The sequence below is a fragment of the Mycolicibacterium aichiense genome, from assembly GCF_010726245.1.
GTDB lineage: Bacteria > Actinomycetota > Actinomycetes > Mycobacteriales > Mycobacteriaceae > Mycobacterium > Mycobacterium aichiense.
This window is the reverse complement of sequence record NZ_AP022561.1, coordinates 4085088-4105720: the sequence shown is the minus strand read 5'-3', so window position 1 is coordinate 4105720 and position 20633 is coordinate 4085088. Positions and strand designations below refer to the sequence as shown.

3 protein-coding genes are annotated in these 20633 nt (G+C 66.3%); all 3 read left to right on the top strand.

The window, feature by feature from the left end; genetic code table 11:
- The first annotated feature begins 265 nt into the window (after positions 1–265).
- The 3 genes from G6N32_RS19710 to G6N32_RS29145 are packed head-to-tail and all read left to right on the top strand — an operon-like array spanning position 266 to position 20629.
- Positions 266–493, top strand: a complete 228-nt coding sequence (locus G6N32_RS19710; RefSeq protein ID WP_115321477.1) for an MbtH family protein — start codon at positions 266–268, stop codon at positions 491–493.
- Between the two features lie 26 nt (positions 494–519).
- Entirely contained in the window at positions 520–5058 is a 4539-nt protein-coding gene (locus G6N32_RS28915; protein WP_115321476.1) for a non-ribosomal peptide synthetase, read from the top strand.
- Entirely contained in the window at positions 5045–20629 is a 15585-nt protein-coding gene (locus tag G6N32_RS29145) for a non-ribosomal peptide synthetase (protein WP_115321475.1), read from the top strand. The genes G6N32_RS28915 and G6N32_RS29145 overlap by 14 nt, the downstream gene beginning before the upstream one ends.
- Positions 20630–20633 lie beyond the last annotated feature (4 nt).

The window sequence follows — 20633 nt, the reverse complement described above, 5'->3', positions numbered from 1 at the left end:
TGCTGGCTCGTGACGCTAATGGTCGTAGCCGGGTTGTGAGCACTTGTACGGCACTGGCCAGCGTCACGACGAAATGCCACGAAGGTGGCTCTAACTGCGCCATCTGAGAGAAACCCGTGGCCACCACTGTCAGTCGACGGCGTCTGGATACAAAAGGTTGCTATCCGGTGATGTGAGTCACACCCAACTTCATGACATGGGTCACACCACGAAGTATGGTTTGGAACTTGTTCTACCTATATTGACGAGAGTGTCGGGAGACGCGGTGAGCACCAATCCGTTCGATGACGACGAGGGCGCCTTTTTTGTGTTGGTCAACGACGAGGAACAACACAGCCTGTGGCCGGCGTTCGCCGACGTCCCTGCCGGATGGCGTGTCGTTCACGGTGAAGCCGATCGCGCTGCCTGCCTGGAATACATCGAAGCGAACTGGCCCGACATCCGACCGAAGAGTCTGCGCGATCGGTTGGCAGGAAGTCGAGCGTCTGACTAGTTGAGGGTTTGGGTCTGGGAGTCGTGATGGAACTCAACGAGGACGCGCTTCCGCTGACGCGCGCGCAGCTGGACATCTGGCTGGCACAGGAAACGGGTCAATCCGCAACCGACTGGCAGATCGGCATGCTGTTGAAAGTCGAGGGCGCGCTGGAGCGCGACGCCTTCGAGTGGGCGCTCACGCGCGCGATGCGAGAAGCCGAACCGGTCAGGGCGGCGTTCTTCGAGGAGGGCGGCAAGGTCTTCCAGCGGGTGATCGACTACCCGGAGATCGACCTGGACTTCTACGACTTCAGCGGAGCGGACGACCCCGAGCGGGAGGTGCAGGAGACGGCGCTGTCGATCCAGCGCACGACGATGCCGTTCACCGGCCCGCTGTTCAAGTACGCGCTGTTCGAAACCGGGCCTGCCGAGTTCTATGTGTTCGGATGCTTCCATCACATCGTCATCGACGGTGCCGGAATCTGGTTGCTCGTCAACCGCGTCGCATCGATCTACTCCGCCACCATCTCCGGCGACCTCGTCCCGCCCGCGTTCTTCGGCTCGCTGAAAGACCTGCTGGACTGCGAAGCGGAATACGAGGCGTCCGCCGACTTCTCCGCCGACCAGGAGTACTGGTCGCACCACCTGCCGGCCGACGGAGTTGCAGGCAACCAGCGATCGGAGTCGCCCGACGACAGCGACCTCGGCTTCCGTTCAGCGCCTGTCCGGCTGGATTCGGCAGTGCTGCGCCGGGTCGACGAGCTGGCCCACATCTGGGACATCCCTCGCACCGCGGTCATCGCCGCGGCGAGTGCGCTTCTGGTGCGGGGCCGGTGCGGGGCGGGTGCCGAGGTGGTGTTCGACTTCCCGGTCAGCAGGCGGGTACGACCGGAGTTGAAGACGTTGCCTGGCATGGCCGCGGGACTGGTGCCGCTGGTGCTCGGCACCCCGGCGCGGACGTCGATCCGCGACTTCTGCACGCAGGTTGACACCCGCATGCAAGAAGCGCTGCAGCACCAGCGATTTCCGGTGCACGCCCTCGAACGCGGCTCACAGGCATCCCGGTTGGCGATCAACTTCTTCCCGGCCGCGTTCACGTTGGACTTCGGCGGTGCCCCCGCATCGGCCACCATGACCAACTCGGGTCTGGCCGGCAGCTCGGGATTCACCTTCTCCGGGCTGGGGGAGGAGTTGTATCTCAACGTGCTCGGCTCGGGACGTCTGTTCGCGGAGTGGGATTCCGCCGAGGTGACCAGGCGGCTGGTGCAGGTGCTGGTGGCGATGACTGCGGACCCGGCCAGAAGCCTGTCATCGATCGACGTGCTCGACGGTGCCGAACGCGACCGGCTCGCCTCCTGGGGTAATCGTGAGGGGCTCACCGATCAGCTCGGCACGCCGGCGTCGATCCCAACACTTTTCGCGGCGCAGGCGGCCCGAGTCCCCGATGCGGTGGCGCTCAGCTACGGCGAGCAGGCATGGACCTATCGCCGGCTCGACGAGACATCGAACCGGTTGGCCAACCTCCTGGCGGCGCGCGGCGCGGGCCCGGGGCGACGGGTGGCACTGTTGCTGCCGCGATCGGCCGAGGCGATCGTCGCAATCCTGGCCGTCCTGAAGACGGGCGCGACATATATCGCCATCGATCCGGCGGTTCCGGACGCGCGCATGCAATTCGTGCTCGACGATGCCGCCCCCGTCGCCGCGATCACCAATTCCGATCTGCGCCAACGCCTTGACGGACGCGACATGCTGATCATCGACTTCAGCGATCCGGCCGTCGACGATCAACCGGCGACCGCGTTGCGGGGGCCAGAGCCCGATGACATCGCGTACATCATCTACACATCGGGCACCACGGGAACCCCCAAGGGCGTACCGATACCGCACCAGAACGTCACCCGGCTGTTGGAGGCGCTGGCCGCCGACATGGTGCTGGCCGATCAGGTCTGGACCCAATGCCATTCCCTGGCATTCGATTTCTCGGTGTGGGAGATCTGGGGCGCGTTGCTGTATGGCGGCCGGGTGGTGGTGGTACCGGACGCGGTGGTCCGTTCGCCGGAAGACTTCCACGCCCTGCTGGTATCCGAGCGGGTAGAGGTGCTGAGCCAAACCCCATCGGCGTTCTACGCACTGCAGAACGCCGACTCGCCGGCGGCTGGTGACCTATCCCTCAAAGCCGTGGTGTTCGGTGGCGAAGCGCTTGAACCACAACGACTCCGAACCTGGCTGCAGAATCACCCGGGATCACCGCGGATGATCAACATGTACGGCATCACCGAGACCACGGTGCACGCGTCGTTCCGCGAGATCACTTCGGCCGACACTGACAACGCGGTCAGCCCGATCGGGCGGCCACTGGCCAACCTGGGCTTCTTCGTGCTCGACGGGTGGCTGCAGCCCGCTCCCGCAGGCGTGGTCGGCGAACTGTACGTGTCCGGCTCGGGGCTGGCCTACGGATACGTCGGCCGCGCCGGCTTGGCGGCAACCCGGTTTGTGGCATGCCCTTTCGGGGAGCCGGGCGCCCGGATGTATCGGACCGGCGACCTGGTGCGCTGGACAGCAGACGGCGAACTCGAGTACGTGGGCCGCGCCGATGAGCAGGTCAAGATCCGCGGCTACCGCATCGAACTCGGCGAAATCCAGTCCGCCCTCGGCGATGTGGAGGGCGTCGAGCAAGCGGTCGTGATCGCCCGCGAAGACCGCCCCGGCGACAAGCGATTGGTCGGCTATATCACCGGGACCGCGGACCCGGCTGCGGTGCGTGCGGCCGTGGCTGAGCGCCTTCCGGCCTACATGGTTCCATCCGCCGTCGTCACGATCGGCGCGCTGCCGCTGACGGTGAACGGAAAGCTCGACACGCGGGCACTGCCGGCGCCCGAATATCAGGATGTCGACTCCTACCGGGCCCCCGGCGACGCCGTCGAAGAGATCCTGGCGGGAATCTATGCCCAGGTTCTGGGGCTGGAGCGGGTCGGGGTGGACGAGTCGTTCTTCGAGCTGGGCGGGGACAGCATCCTCTCGATGCAGGTGGTGGCCCGGGCTCGGGCCGCGGGCGTGTTGTGCCGTCCGCGTGACGTTTTCGTCGAGCAGACGGTGGCCCGGCTGGCTCAGGTGGCCAAGGTGATCGACGCCGACACCGACCTGGCCGGCGACGGGGTGGGTCCAGTGATCGCGACGCCGATCATCCGCTGGCTGGAAAGTCTGGAAGCCGCGGGTAGTCCCGTTGCCCACTTCAACCAGACGGTGGTTGTCCAGGCGCCGGCGGGTACGACCGAAGCCGATGTGCTCGAGATGCTGCAGCTTCTGCTGGATCGACATGCAATGCTGCGACTGCGGGTCGACCGTGACAAAGATGGCCGCTGGTCCCTGGAGGTGCCCGAGGCCGGTTCGGTGGACGCACGTTCGCGCCTGCACACCGTCGACGCACTCACCGACGACGCAGTGCTTCATGCCGGAACCCAGTTGAACCCGTCGGACGGCGTCATGCTGAGCGCGGTCTGGGTGACCTCGACGAACCGGCTGGTGGCGATCATCCACCATCTGGCGATCGACGGGGTGTCGTGGCGAATTCTGTTGGAGGACCTGAACTTCGCCTGGGCCCGGCATCGCGCCGGCGAGCCGGTCGTGCTGCCCGAGCCGGGTACGTCCTTTGCTCGGTGGGCGTCGGTGCTCGCTGAGCATGCGTACCGCGCCGGTGTTGTGGCAGAGGCGGACGTGTGGCGAAAGATCGCCGCGACGCCGGCCGCATTGCCTCAGGTGGATCCCTTTACGGACACGATGGTGACCGCGGGGAACCTCGCGGCAGTGCTTGACATCGAGACCACCAAGGCGCTGCTCGGGGACGTCCCGGCAGCGTTTCATGCCGGCGTTCACGAGATCTTGTTGATCGCATTCGCTTTGGCCGCAACGGAATTCCTGGGAACCGGTGGGGCGCCGATCTCCATTGACGTCGAGGGGCATGGGCGCGACGAGGACTTGGCCGCCGACGTGGACCTGTCGCGAACAGTGGGCTGGTTCACGGCGAAATATCCGGTGGCGCTGGAAGTCGGCGGTTTGACCTGGGCTCAGGTGGCTGCCGGCGACGCGCGGCTCGGCGCGGTGGTCAAAGCGGCCAAGGAGCAGCTTCGCGCCATGCCCGAAGGCCTGAACTACGGAGCCTTGCGCTATCTCAACCCCGAGGTCGATCTGGAAGCACCCGACCCGGTGATCGGGTTCAACTATCTGGGCCGCCAGGGCGCGACGAGCGCCGAAACATCCGGGGACGCCTGGCAGATCTGCTGGGACGGCCTGGCGAACATCAGTCCGAGCGTGAAGCCGCCGATACCGTTGATGCATACCCTGGAGCTCAATGCCGGCACAGTGGACACCGACGCGGGTCCGATCCTCACCGCCCAGTGGATGTGGGCACCGTCGGCACTCAATCAGGCACAAGTAAATCGGCTGAGCCAGTTGTGGTTTGAGGCGTTGACCGGTATCTGCGCGCATGTGCAGGGCGGCGGAGGCGGGTTGACTCCGTCGGATATCGCGGCCAGCCTCACCCAGGAGCAGATCGACGAGCTTCAGCGGCAGTATGCGGATAGCTGATGCTTTACCGCTGACTCCGCTGCAGCAGGGGTTGTTCTTTCACGCCAGTGCGGCTCAGGGTGGCGACGATGTCTACGCTGTGCAGCTGTACGTCGGCTTGAGCGGTCCGCTGGACCCGCAGCGGTTGCACGACGCGGTGCAGGCGGTGGTGGCCAGGCATCCCAATCTGGCGGCCCGGTTCTCGCAGAAATTCGCCGAGCCCGTGCAGGTCATTCCGGCTGATCCGGTGGTGCCCTGGCAGTATGTGGAGCTCGATACCGAAGACCAGCTCACGGAGCTTTATGCTGCAGAACGAGTCGCGGTGTGCGAGTTGGGAAATCAGCCGGCGTTTCGGGCAGCACTGGTCCGGACCGCGGCCGATGAGTATCAGTTCGTGCTCACCAACCATCACATCGTGCTCGATGGGTGGTCGCTGCCGATCCTGTTGGGCGAGGTGTTCGCCAGCTACTACGGGCAGCGGCTGCCCCCGGCGCCGCCGTACCGCCGGTTCGTCAGCTGGTTGACGGGCCGTGACCTCGACGCGGCTCGCGCGGCGTGGCGTGAGGTGCTGGCAGGGGTCGAGACTCCGACGATGGTCGGGCCAGCGGGGCGGGAACCCGGCGGACGCGCGATCGCCTCTTTCCAGCTGTCCGAGGACACCACCAGGGCGTTGGGTGAGGTGGCGCGTTCGTGTCACACGACAGTGAGCACCGTGCTGCAGGGCGCCTACGCCCGGGTGCTGATGGCACTGACCGGTCAGCGCGACGTCGTCTTCGGCACGACAGTGTCCGGCCGGCCGGACGAGGTGTTCGGCGCGGACGCGATGGTAGGCCTGCTCATCAACACGGTGCCGGTGAGGGTCGGCATCGATGCGACGACCACCACCGCTGATCTGTTGGGGCAGGTGCAGAGTGATCATGCCCAGACGCTGGACCACCAACACCTGGCGCTGAGCGAGATTCACCGTCTCACCGGCATGGATCAGCTGTTCGACACCTTCTTCGTCTACGAGAACTACCCGATCGACGCGGCCACGCTCTCCGGCAGCGACGGATTGTCCGTGACGACGTTTGCCCACCACGAGACCAACCACTATCCGCTGTCGGTTCAGGCAATTCCGGGTGACGAGCTGACACTGCGCGTCGAGTACGACACCGACGTGTTCGACGCGGCGGGCATCGACGCTCTGGTCGGGCGGCTCACGCGCGTGGTGGCGGCGATGATCGCCGATCCCGAGCGGGCGTTGTCGACTCTGGACCTGCTGACCGATGACGAGCGCGCCAGACTCGATGGCTGGAGCAATCGCGCGGTACTGGCTCAGCCGGTACCCCCGCCGCCGTCGATCCCCGAGTTGTTCGCGGCGCAGGTGGCGCGTACCCCGGAGGCGCCTGCGCTGACCTTCGACGGCCGTACGATGACCTACCGCGAGCTCGACGCTGCTGCCACCAGACTCGCATATGTTCTGGCGGACAAGGGTATTGGTCCAGGTCAGCGAGTGGCGATTCTCTTGCCGCGATCGGCGGATGCAATCGTATCGATTCTGGCGGTGCTCAAGACCGGGGCGGCGTATGTGCCGATCGACCCGGCCGCACCGTCGGCCCGGATGGAGTTGGTGCTGGCTGACGCCGAGCCGGCGGCGGCGATCACCAACTCCGCGTTGGCCCAGCGGTTGGCGGGACACAACATACGGCTGATCGACGTGAATGACCCGGCTCTCGATCATCAGCCCGGAACCGACCTCGTCGGACCGACACCGGAGGACATCGCCTACCTGATCTACACCTCGGGAACCACCGGGGTCCCCAAGGGCGTGGCCATCACCCATCGCAACGTTGCGCAGCTGATGGACTCGCTGCACGCGGCAGCCCTTCCACCGACACGGGTGTGGTCGCAGTGCCGCTCTTATGGATTCGACGTCTCGGTCCAGGAGATCTTCGGCGCGCTGCTGGGCGGTGGCCGCCTCGTGGTGGTGCCGGAGTCGGTGGCCCGCGCGCCGGAAGACCTTCAGAGACTGCTGGTTTCCGAGGGCGTAAGCGTATTCAGCACCACTCCGTCCGAAGTGGGGATGTTGTCGCCCGCGGCACTGGAGTCGGTGGCGCTGATCATCGGAGCCGAACCTTGCCCGACCGAGCTGGCGGATCAGTGGGCGCCCGGACGGGTGATGATCAACGCCTACGGCCCCACCGAGACGACGGTCGACGTCGCATTGAGTGCACCGCTGGCCGCCGACTCCGGGCCGGTGCCGATCGGGCCACCCATCGCGGGGGCGGCACTGTTCCTTCTCGACGGCTGGCTACGGCCGGTGCCGCCCGGCTCGATCGGTGAGTTGTACGTGGCAGGCCGCGGTGTCGGTGTCGGCTACTCGGGCCGCGCGGGGTTGACCGCGTCCCGCTTTGTGGCCTGCCCGTTCGGCGGATCGGGAACACGCATGTATCGCACCGGCGATCTGGCGTGGTGGGGCGCGGACGGCCAGCTGCGCTATGTGGGTCGCGCCGACGAGCAGGTGAAGATCCGCGGCTTCCGCATCGAGCTCGGTGAGGTCCGCTCGGTGCTGGCCGGCCTCGACGGGGTCGACCAGGCGGTGGTGATCGCCCGCGAAGACCGTCCCGGCGAGAAGCGGCTGGTGGGTTACGTCGTCGGGACAGCCCAACCTGCAGCACTGCGTTCGGCGCTGGCCGAGCGACTACCCGAATACATGGTGCCCGCAGCGCTCATGGTGATCGATGCGCTGCCGCTGACGGTCAACGGAAAGCTCGACCGAAAAGCGTTGCCGGCGCCGGAGTTTCAGGACGTCAGCCATTACCGCGCACCGACAACGGCGGTCGAGGAAATCCTGGTCGGCATCTATGTGCAGGTACTGGGTGTGCAGCGCGTCGGCGTGGACGACTCGTTCTTCAACCTGGGCGGTGATTCGCTGTCGGCGATGCGTCTGATCGCGGCGGTGAATGCCGGAGTGAACACCCGCCTTTCGGTGCGAGCCCTGTTCGACGCCCCGACCGTTGCGCAATTGGCCGCCGTGATCGCAGGCGACGAGGTTGCGTCGACACCGGCAGCCGCCACACCCGTGCCGACTCCTGTCGTCGCCAAGAACACCTCGACCGGTGCCGGCGGCAGCTTCCGGATAGCCGACGTGCTGCCGCTGACCCCTTTGCAGCAGGGACTGCTGTTCCATGCCAGTGCGGCTCTGGGCGGCGACGACGTGTACGCGGTGCAGCTGTATGTCAGTTTGACTGGTCCCCTGGACGAGGAGCGGCTGCAGGCAGCGGTGCAGGACGTCGTCGCGCGGCACCCGAACGTGGCGGCGCGATTCTCGCAGAAGTTCGCCGAACCGGTGCAGATCATTCCGGCGGACCCGGCGGTGCCGTGGCAGTACTTCGACTTGGCCACCGCCGGTGGCGACGTCGGGGAGCTGATAGCACAGATCTGTGCCGCGGAACGTAGTGCGGTGTGCGAGTTGGCCACTCAGCCGTCATTCCGTGCGGCGCTGATTCGGACGGCAGCAGATCAATACCGGTTTGTGTTGACCAACCACCACATCGTCCTGGACGGTTGGTCGCTTCCCATTCTGCTCGGCGAGGTGTTCGCCAGCTACTACGGGCAGCGGTTACCTCCGGCCGCGCCGTATCGGCGGTTCGTGAGCTGGCTGTCCGGCCGCGACCTCGACGCCGCGCGCGCGGCGTGGGGTGAGGTGCTGGCCGGTTTCGACACGCCGACATTGCTCGGCAGCGCAGGCCGGGCGAGCCTCGGGCACCGCGAGGTGGTGGCATCCGTGGTCCCCTGGCACACCACGAAAGCTCTTGCCGAGCTTGCACGCTCACGCCACACGACGGTGAGTACGGTGCTGCAGAGCGCCTTCGCGCGGGTGTTGATGTCCCTGACGGGACAGCGTGATGTGGCATTCGGCACGACCGTGTCGGGGCGTCCCGATGAGGTTTTGGGAGCCCACTCGATGGTGGGTCTGTTGATCAACACGGTGCCGGTGCGGGCAACGATCACCGCGGCGACAACCACGACCGAACTGCTACACCAGCTGCAGAACTCTCATGCGCAGACGCTGGATCATGAGCACCTGGCGCTCAGTGAAATACACCGTGCAACCGGTCACGACCACTTGTTCGACACATTCTTCGTGTACGAGAACTACCCGATCGATGCCGCCAAGCTGTCCGGCGCCGACGGGCTGTCCGTCACGAACTTCGCGCACCGCGAATACAACCATTATCCGCTGGCGATGCAAGCGATCCCCGGTGACGATCTGCACTTGCGAGTCGAGTACGACACCGACCTCTTCGACGCGGCCGCGATCACGACGCTGATCGAGCGGCTGAAGCGGGTATTGGCAGCGATGATCGCCGATCCCGACCGTCCGCTGTCTTTGATCGACGTACTCGACGACGCCGAGCACGCCCGAGTGGACCAGTGGAGCAACCGGAACGCTCTCGCGGAGCCGGTGCCCACCAGGTCGATTCCGGCGTTGTTCGCCGCGCAGGTGGCGCGTGCTCCGGACACGGTGGCGTTGACGTGCGGCGAGCATTCACTCACCTACCGAGAGCTGGACGAGGCTACAAACCGCTTCGCACATCTGCTGGTCGGCAAGGGGATTGGTCCCGGGCAGCGGGTGGCACTGCTGGTGCCGCGCTCTGCAGAGGCGATCGTGTCGATTTTGGCGGTCCTCAAGACGGGCGCAGCCTACGTTCCGATCGACCCGGCCGCACCGTCCGCGCGGATGCAGCTGGTACTCGGCGACGCTGCGCCTGTCGCGGCGATCACCACCCCGCAGCTCGCCGAGCGCCTCGACGGCCACGGCCTACCGATCATCGACGTGCATGACCCTGCGGTAGCGGACTGCCCGAGCATCCCGTTACCGGGCCCGGTGCCCGAAGACATCGCATATCTGATCTACACCTCGGGCACCACGGGAATTCCCAAGGGTGTGGCGATCACCCACCAGAACGTCACCCAGCTGCTGGCGGCGATGGACACCAAGATCGCGATGGCAGAACAGGTCTGGTCGCTCTGGCACTCACTGGCCTTCGACGTCTCGGTGTGCGAGATGTGGGGTGCGCTGCTGTATGGCGGACGGCTGGTGGTGGTGGGAGAATCGGTGGCTCGCGCACCCGAGGAGTTTCATGCGCTGCTGGCCGCAGAACAGGTCAGCGTGCTGTCCCAGACGCCGTCGGCGTTCTATGCGTTGCAGACCGCCGATACGCTGCGGCCCGAGGTCGGACGTGAGCTCAATCTGCGCGCGGTGATCTTCGCCGGCGAAGCCCTTGAGCCGCAACGTCTCCGACCGTGGCTTGCCAACCACCCGGACACCCCGCGCTTGCTCAACCTGTACGGCACCACCGAGACCGCCGTACACGCATCGTTCCGCGAGATCGTGCACGCGGATATCGCGGGCGATTCCGATGTGAGCCCCGTCGGGGGGCCGTTGGACGATCTGGCGTTCTTCGTCCTCGACCAATGGTTGAAACCGGTTCCGGACGGTGTGGTCGGTGATCTCTACGTGGCCGGGCCGCAGGCTGGTTTGGGCTATTGGCGTCGCCCGGGCTTGTCGTCGTCCCGTTTCGTCGCATGCCCGTTCGGGCCGCCCGGTCAGCGGATGTATCGCACCGGCGATCTGGTGTGGTGGGGTGCCGACGGCGAACTGCGGTACGTGGGGCGCGCCGACGAACAGGTCAAGATCCGCGGGTATCGCATCGAACTCGGCGAAGTCCGGGCCGCACTCGCCGCGGTGGACGGGGTCGAGCAGGCGGTGGTGATCGCCCGCGAGGACCGACCGGGCGAGAAGCGACTGGTCGGCTATATCACCGGGTCAGCCGATCCCGTAGCTGTCCGCGCGGCGATGGCCGAGCGCATCCCGGAGTACATGGTTCCGGCCGCGATCATGGCGATCGACACGCTGCCGCTGACAGTGAACGGCAAACTCGACCGGCGCGCCCTGCCCGCGCCGGAGTTCGTCGATACCGATTCCTACCGCGCAGCGACGACCGCGGTTGAGGAGATCTTGGTCGGCATCTACGCCAACGTGCTTGGCGTGCAACGGGTCGGCGTGGACGACTCATTCTTCGATCTCGGCGGCGACTCGCTGTCGGCAATGCGCCTGATCGCCGCGGTGAACACCGGAATGAACACCCGGCTGTCGGTGCGAACGTTGTTCGAGGCTCCGTCGGTCGCGCAACTGGCGCTTCGCATCGGCGGAGAAGACAACAGGTTGTCGCCGCTGGTGCCGATGGAGCGCCCTGAGGCGATCCCATTGTCGTTCTCGCAGAACCGATTGTGGTTCCTGGATCAATTACAGGGGCCCTCACCGACGTACAACATGGCAGTCGGTCTGCGGCTTCAAGGGCACCTCAATGTCGACGCGTTGGGCGCGGCGCTGGCTGACGTGGTGGGTCGCCACGAAAGCCTGCGCACCGTGTTCGCCGCACCTGACGGGGTGCCTCAGCAGGTGGTGATACCAGCGCAGCAGGCGGACTTCGGATGGGAGGTCATTGATGCGGCCGCCTGGACGTCGGCCCAGCTGGACGACGCAGTCAGTGCTGTCGCACTGCACGCCTTCGATCTTGCCGTCGAGATTCCCATGCAGGCACGACTGTTCCGGATCAGCGAGAGCGACCACGTGGTGGTGGCCGTGGCGCACCACATCGCCGCAGACGGCTTGTCGATGGACCCGATGGTGCGTGATCTGGGCGTGGCCTATGTCTGCCGCAGTGCGGGCCTGAACCCGATGTGGGCCGAATTACCAGTGCAATACGTCGATTACACGCTCTGGCAGCGCGCGCAGTTCGGTGACCTGGACGACAGCAACAGCCTGATCAATGCCCAACTGGCGTACTGGCAAGATGCGTTGTCCGGCATGCCCGAACGGCTCGAGCTTCCGACTGACAGGCCATACCCGCCGGTGGCCGATCAACGTGGCGCCACCACGTCGTGGCAGTGGCCCGTCGAATTACAGGAGCGGATCACCCAGGTAGCCCGCGAACACAATGCGACCAGCTTCATGCTGATCCAGGCCGCGCTGGCACTACTGCTTGGCAAGCTCAGCGCGAGCACCGATGTGGCGGTGGGATTTCCGATCGGCGGCCGGCGAGATCCCGCCCTCGACGACCTGATCGGGTTCTTCGTCAACACCCTGGTGCTGCGCGTCGACGTCGGCGGTGACCCCACCGTCGCGGACCTGCTGGATCAGGTGCGGACTCGCAGCCTCGCAGCCTACGAACACCAAGACGTGCCGTTCGAAGCCGTCGTCGAGCGGATCAATCCGACGCGGTCGCTCAACCATCATCCGCTGGTCCAGGTGATGCTGGCCTGGCGGAACCTGCCGGGGGAGACCAGCGACGACATCGCCATGGCTCTGGGGGACCTGCAGGTCACCCAGCTCCCGCTCGACACCCACACTGCGCGTGTCGATCTCGCGTTCTCGTTGAGCGAACGGTTGACCCACGACGGCGCGCCCACCGGGATCGCCGGGATGGTGGAGTTCCGCACCGACGTCTTCGACGCCGCCACCATCGAGACGTTGGTCGCGCGACTGCACCGCGTACTGGTTGCCATGACGGCCGAGCCGACCCGACGGGTGTCCACAATCGATGTGCTCGACCCCGCCGAGCGTGCCCGCCTCGACACGATCGGTAACCGCGCGGTGTTGACCAGGCCGACGCAGGCTGAGGTGTCGATTCCAGAGCTGTTCGCCGAACGGGTTGGCCGCGCACCGACAGCCGTCGCACTGACGTCCGGCGACGTGTCCATGACCTACCGGGAGCTGGAGGAGGCGGCAAACCGGTTCGCATACCTGCTGTCCGGCAAAGGTGTCGGCGCCGGCGACTGCGTGGCGTTGTTCATGGACCGCTCGGCCGAGGCCGTCGTCGTGATGCTGGCCGCGCTGAAGATCGGCGCGTCCTACCTCGCCATCGATCCCGCGCTGCCTGAAGCCCGCATCGAATTCATGCTCGGCGATGCCGCGCCGGTCCTCGTCGTGACCACGGCCGAGCTACGGCCCCGGCTGCACGGGCACGATGTCGCGGTCGTCGACATCGACGATCCGGCCGTGGCCCGTCAGTCCGCGGCGGCGCCGCCGCCACCGGACCCGGACAACATCGCCTACCTGATCTACACGTCGGGCACCACCGGAACACCCAAAGGCGTTGCGCTGAGCCACCGCAACCTGGCCCACCTGGCGGCTTCTGCCCATCCCGCACTTCCGCCCGATCAGGTGTGGACGCAGTGCCACTCCTATGCCTTCGACTTCTCGGTATGGGAGATTTGGGCCGCACTGCTCGGTGGCGGGCGGCTACTGGTGGTACCCGACGCGGTGGTCCGTTCGCCCGACGACTTCCACGCGCTGCTGGTCCGTGATCGCGTCAACGTTCTCACCCAGACCCCGTCGGCGGTCGCCGCGCTGCGCCCGCAGGGGCTCGAATCGGTGGCGCTGCTGCTGGGCGGTGAAGCCTGTCCGCCGGAGGTGGTGGAACAGTGGGCACCCGGCCGCGTGGTGATCAATGCTTACGGCCCAACCGAAGTCACCGTGTATGCGTCGATGAGTGCGCCCTTGGTGGTCGGCGCCGAGGTGCCGATCGGAGCGCCGCCGCCGACCGTCGCCCTGTTCGTCCTCGACGACCGGTTGCAGCCGGTGCCGGAGGGCGTGGTCGGTGAACTGTATGTGGCGGGCCGCGGTGTCGGAGTCGGGTACATCGGGCGCACCGATCTGACGGCTTCGCGGTTCGTGGCCTGCCCGTTCGGCGATCCCGGAAACCGGATGTACCGCACCGGCGACCTGGTGCGGTGGCGCGCCGACGGGCAACTGCAGTACCTCGGTCGCGCCGACGAGCAGGTCAAGATTCGCGGCTACCGGATCGAGCCCGGCGAGATCCAGGCCGTCCTGGCCGGTCTCGACGGGGTCGAGCAGGCCGTGGTGATCGCCCGTGAGGACCGTCCGGGTGACCCACGCCTTGTGGGTTACTTCACCGGGACGGCGGATCCGGTCAAGATCCGTGTCGCGCTCGCCGAGCGACTCCCGGCGTACATGGTGCCGGCCGCGGTGATCGAACTGGCCGCGTTGCCGCTGACCGTCAGCGGCAAGCTCGACCGGCGGGCACTTCCGGCGCCGGACTATCAGGATGCGGAAAGCTACCGTGCGCCAAGCACTCCGACCGAAGAGATCCTGGCGGGGATCTTCGCCCAGGTGCTGGGTACCGAGCGCGTCGGCGTCGACGACTCGTTCTTCGACCTGGGCGGGGATTCGTTGTCGGCGATGCGTCTGGTCGCCGCGGTCAACAACAGCCTGGGCTGCGGTCTCGCGGTGCGGGCGCTCTTCGAGACGCCCACCGTGGCGCAACTGGCACCCCGGCTGTCCGGAGCCGAGGGCTCCGCGGAGCCACTGGTCGCCGGTCCGCGGCCGGAGGTCGTGCCGCTGTCCTTCGCACAGAACCGATTGTGGATCGTCGACCAGCTCCAAGGGCCGTCACCCATCTACAACCTGCCGGTCGCGTTGCGGCTGCGCGGCGAGCTGGATGTGGATGCTCTGGGTGCGGCGCTGGCCGACGTGGTGGACCATCAGGAGAGCCTGCGGACACGTTTCCCCGAGGTGGCCGGAGTGCCCGAACAGCTCATCGTGCCCACCGAGATGGCCGATTTCGGCTGGACCGTCATCGACGCGACCGGCTGGTCGGACAGCGAACTCGCTGACGCCATCGACACGGTGACCGGCTACGCATTCGACTTGTCGCAGGAAATCCCCATGCAAGCCAGGGTTTTCCGGGTCGCCGGTGACGAACATGTGCTGGTTGCGGTGGTGCACCACATCGCCGCGGACGGGTGGTCCATCGCTCCGCTGGTGCGCGATCTGGGTGTCGCGTACGCGAGCCGGTCGGCCGGTGAGGCTCCCGGCTGGGCCGACCTCTCGGTCCAGTACGTCGACTACACGCTGTGGCAACGAGCGCGGCTCGGCGATCTGGCCGATGCCGACAGCCGCATCTCCGCCGAACTGAGCTACTGGGAAGACGCACTCGCCGGCATGCCCGAGCAGTTGCAGCTGCCGACCGACCGGCCATACCCGATGGTCGCCGACTACCTCGGCGCGCGGCTCGACATCGACTGGCCTGCCGAGCTACAGCAAGCGGTCGAACGGGTGGCGCGCGAGCATAATGCAACCAGCTTCATGGTGATCCAGACCGCATTGGCGGTGCTGCTGTCGAATCTGTCCGCCAACAGCGATGTGGCGGTGGGCTTCCCGATAGCCGGGCGTGTTGACACCGCGCTGGACGAACTGGTCGGATTCTTCGTCAACACCTTGGTGCTGCGGGTTGACCTGTCCGGCAACCCGACCTTCGCCGATCTGCTGGCGCAAGTGCGTCGACGCAGCCTGTCCGCCTACGAGCATCAAGATGTTCCGTTCGAGGTACTGGTCGAGCGGCTCAAGCCGACCCGCAGCATGGCCCACCACCCGTTGGTGCAGGTAGTGTTGGCGTGGCAGAACTTCGGTTGGCAGGCAGGCGATGCCGCCGGTTTGTCGCTCGGCGAGCTGCAGGTCGAACCCCTGGCGGTGGACACCAAGACCGCCCGGATGGACCTCACCTTCAATCTTGCCGAACGCTGGACCCCAGCGGGTGAGCCCGCCGGTATCGGTGGTGGTATCGAATTCCGCACCGATGTGTTCGACGCCGCCAGCATCGAGAAGATCGTCGAGCGGCTACAGCGTGTGCTCGAAGCGATGACTTCCGAGCCGAATCAACACATGTCGGCGCTGGACGTTCTGGATAGCGCCGAGCACGCCCGGCTTGATCAGGTCGGCAATCGAAGCGTGCTCACTGAAGCGGTGCCGAGCACCAAGTCGATCGCGTCGGTGTTCGCGGCGCAGGCGGCGCGGACGCCCGATGCGATGGCGGTCACCTTCGAGGGCCGTTCGATGTCGTATCGCGAGCTCGATGAGGTGACCGACTGCGCCGCCCGTGTGCTGATCGGCCGTGGGGCGGGCCCCGGGCAGCGGGTGGCGCTGCTGCTGCCGCGCTCGGCCGAGGCGATCATGGCGATGGTGGCCGTCGTCAAGACCGGTGCCACCTATGTTCCGATCGACCCGGCAGTGCCCGAGTCGCGACGACAGTTCGTGCTGGGTGACGCCAAGCCGGTCGCCGCGATCACCACTGCGGCGTTGACGGAACTGCTTGACGGGCAAGCCCTCTCGGTCATCGATGTCAACGATCTGAACGACCTCGCCGTCGATACCAGCGCGGCACTACCCGGGCCGCACCCGGACGACGTCGCGTACATCATCTACACCTCGGGCACGACGGGCACACCCAAAGGCGTGGCGATTCCGCACCGCAACGTTATTCGGCTGCTCGAGACCCTGGACGCCGATATGGACATGACGGGGCTCGCCTGGTCGCAATGTCACTCGCTGGCGTTCGACTTCTCGGTGTGGGAGATCTGGGGCGCGTTGCTGTACGGCGGCCGCGTGGTCGTGGTCCCCGACGCTGTGGTGCGTTCCCCGGAAGACTTGCACGCCCTTCTCGTTTCGGAACGCGTCGGGGTGCTCAGCCAGACTCCGACCGCGTTCTACGCACTGCAAGCCGCCGACGCCGCACATCTCGAACTCGGTGCACAGCTGGTACTGGAGGCTGTGGTGTTCGGCGGGGAAGCGCTTGAGCCGCAACGCATGCGCCCGTGGCTTGAGAATCACCCCCCGGGTTCGCCGCGCTTGATCAACATGTACGGCATCACGGAGACCACGGTGCACGCCTCGTTCCGCGAGATCGTGGCCGGCGATGCGGATAGCGCCGTCAGCCCCATCGGGGTGCCGCTTGGTCACCTCGGCTTCTTCGTCCTCGACACGCTGTTGCGTCCGGTCGCGCCTGGGGTGGTCGGTGAGCTGTACGTGGCCGGCGCCGGGGTGGCCGACGGGTACATCGGTCGGGCCGCCTTGTCGTCGACCCGCTTCGTGGCGTGCCCGTTCGGGGAACCCGGCGCGCGGATGTATCGCACCGGTGACTTGATGTATTGGGGCGCAGACGGCGAACTGCGCTACATGGGACGCTCCGACGAGCAGGTCAAGATCCGCGGATACCGCATCGAGCTCGGCGAAATCCAGTCCGCCCTGGGAGCATTGGACGGAGTCGACGATGCGGTGGTGATCGCTCGTGAGGACCGGCCCGGCGACAAACGTCTGGTCGGATATTTGACCGGCATGGTGGATCCGGTTGCGGCGCGCGCCGCGTTGGCGGACAAGCTGCCGTCGTACATGGTCCCCACCGCGGTGGTCGTGATCGATGCGCTGCCGCTGACGGTCAACGGCAAACTCGACACCAAGGCCCTGCCTGCGCCGGACTATCACGACGCCGACTCCTACCGTGCGCCCTCGGACGCCGTGGAGGAGATCCTGGCAGGCATCTACGCGCAGGTTCTCGGCCTGGAACGGGTGGGCGTCGACGAGTCGTTCTTCGAGCTCGGCGGCGACAGCATCCTGTCCATGCAGGTGGTCGCCCGGGCGCGCGCTGCCGGCGTGCTGTGCCGTCCGCGCGACGTTTTCGTCGAACAGACCGTGGCCGGGCTGGCCCGGGTCGCCACCCTCACCGACGGTGAGAGCGATGTGGTGGACGAAGGTGTCGGCCCACTGGCGGCGACCCCGATCATGCGGTGGCTCAACGAAGTTCAGGGACCGGTCGACCAGTTCAACCAGACCGTGTTGATCCAGGCGCCGGTCGGCGTCACCGAGGACGACGTGCTGGTGGTGCTGCAAGCCATCCTCGACCGCCACGCGATGTTGCGGCTGCGCATCGACGACGACGGTGCGGGCGGTTGGTCACCGATCGTGCTCGAGCCGGGAGCGGTGGATGCCGCGGCGTGCCTGCAGACGGTCGAGGTGCTCTCGGATGAGGTGGTGACGGAGGCCAGGTCACGGTTGAACCCGGCGGCCGGCCAGATGGTCACCGCCCTGTGGGCGGTGCCGACGGGGCAATTGCTGATGATCGCGCACCACCTGGTCGTCGACGGTGTGTCGTGGCGAATTCTGCTGGAGGACTTCAACCTCGCGTGGGCCCAGCATCACGGCGGCCAGGAGATCGCGCTGTCCGCCCCGCGTACATCCTTCGCCCAGTGGGCGTCGGTTCTGGCCGAGTACGCGTACCGGCCCGAGGTCACCGGACAGCTGGAGCGCTGGCGGCACATTGCCGCGATGCCCGCACTATTGCCTGCGGTGCAACCGGCGGTCGACACCTACGCCAACGCTGGCAGTCTGTCGGTGGAGCTGGACCCCGAGACGACCAGGATGCTGCTCGGCGAGGTGCCTGCAGCTTTCCATGCCGGCATCAACGACATTCTGCTGATCGCCTTCGGGTTGGCGTTGGCCGAATTCCTCGGCGCCGCAGGCGCACCGGTCGTGATCGATGCCGAAGGTCATGGGCGGCAGGAGGATATCGCCGATGTCGACCTGTCACGCACCGTCGGGTGGTTCACCACCAAGTACCCGGTAGCTCTCCGGACGGCCGGGCTGGACTGGGGGCAGGTGCTCGCCGGCGATATCGCTTTGGGGCCGATCGTCAAAGACGCCAAGGAGCAGCTTCGCGCCCTCCCGGACGGCTTGACCTACGGACTGCTCCGCTATCTCAACGACGACGTTCAGCTGGCCGGCGCGGACCCGACAATCGGATTCAACTATCTCGGTCGGATGGGCGCAGGCGGCGGCCAGGTGTCGGGGGACATCTGGGAGATTCGGGAGGACGGCTGGAAGGTGACCGGCCCTGCGGCGGCGGTCCCGATGCCATTGATGCACACCGTCGAACTCAATGCCGGCACAGTGGAAACCGCCGATGGACCGCGGCTGCGGGCTGGATGGACCTGGGCGCTCAGTGCGCTGGATCATGAACAGGTCACACGACTGAGCGAACTGTGGTTCGACGCGCTCGCCGGCATCTGCGCGCACGTGAACGCCGGCGGCGGCGGGCTGACACCCTCCGACATCGCGCCCGCGCAGCTGACCCAGAAGCAAATCGACGAGCTCTGCCGGGTCAACGACGTCGCCGACATCCTGCCGCTGACGCCGCTACAACAAGGACTGCTGTTCCACGCCGACATCGCTCACAGCTGCGGCGACGACGTCTATGCCGTACAGATGGCTGTCACGTTGGGCGGCCGGCTGGATCCCCACCGCCTGCACGAGGCTGTGCAGGCCGCGGTCCAACGACATCCCAATCTCGCGGCGCGCTTCTGGCGGTCCAGCGGGCGAGAAAAACGCGACCCGGCGATCTATTCAGGTGGCGATCCGGTCCAGGTCATCCCGACCGACCCGGTGGTGCCATGGCGCTATGTCGACTTGACTCATGTCGCCGCCGAACGCGACGACCAGATCGAACAGCTGTGCGCGGACGATCGGGCTGCGGTCTGTGATTTGGCCGGTCAGACGGCATTCCGGGCCACGCTGATCCGCATCGCCCCCGGCGAGCACCGGTTGGTACTGACCAATCACCACATCCTGCTCGACGGATGGTCGCTGACCGTGTTGCTGCAAGAAGTCTTCGCCGGGTATTACGGACAGCGGCTGCCTGCGGCTGTGCCATATCGCAGATTCATCGGTTGGCTGGCCGACCGGGACGTTCGATCAGCGCGTTCAGCGTGGGCCGAAGCGCTTGCCGGGTTCGACACTCCGACAGTGGTCGGGACTCGAGATCCCTTGGGCCAAGGGCCGCGGAACGTCACGTCGCTTCGGGTCTCGGAGAAGACGACGCAGGCGCTCAACGACCTGGCTCGCGCCCAGCACACCACCATCAGCACCGTATTGCAGGCCGCCTGGACTCAACTGTTGATGGCGATGACCGGCGGTCGAGACATCGCCTTCGGCGTCGTGGTCGCGGGTCGCCCCGCCGATGTTCCAGGCGTGGACTCGATGGTGGGGCTGCTGATCAACACGGTGCCACTGCGGGTCACCGTCTCACCGGATGACACCACTGCGGATCTGCTCGGCCGTCTTGCCGATGCGCGAAGCCGTACATTCGAGTACGAGTACCTGGGCCTCAACGAGATTCACCGGGCAGTCGGCCAGAGCCGGTTGTTCGACACCGTCTTCGTCTACGAGAACTATCCGACCGACACGTCCTTGTTGTCGGGCGCGGACGGGCTCACGGTGAGCGACGTCGACAGCCGCGATTACTACCACTACCCGCTGACCGTTCAAGCCGTGCCGGGTGACGAACTGGACCTTCGCATCCAGTACCGCACCGATGTGTTCGATGACAACGCCATCCAGCGACTGATCGCTCAACTCGAGCAGGCTCTGATCGCGATGGCTGACGATCCCGGTTCCCCTCTGATTTCGTTGGAACACTGGGACACCGCGACATCGGTCGTGCCGACGGTGGACTATCCGCACGAAAGCCGTGGTCCCGCTACCGATGTCGAAGCAAGCCTGTGCGGCATCTACGCCCGGGTGCTCGGCACCGAACACGTCGGGGTGGAAGACTCGTTCTTCGACCTGGGTGGCGACTCACTGTCTGCCATGCGCGCGGTCTCCATTCTCAACGCCGTGTTCGATCGTCAGCTGCCAGTGCAGGCCCTGTTCGAGACACCAACGGTGCAAGGACTCAGCCAGCGGCTGGGATAGCGAC

Excerpts from the sequence above, each read along its gene's own strand:
- G6N32_RS29145 (WP_115321475.1), top strand. The coding sequence starts at position 5,045 with ATGCGGATAGCTGATGCTTTACCGCTGACTCCGCTGCAGCAGGGGTTG.
- G6N32_RS28915 (WP_115321476.1), top strand. The coding sequence starts at position 520 with ATGGAACTCAACGAGGACGCGCTTCCGCTGACGCGCGCGCAGCTGGAC.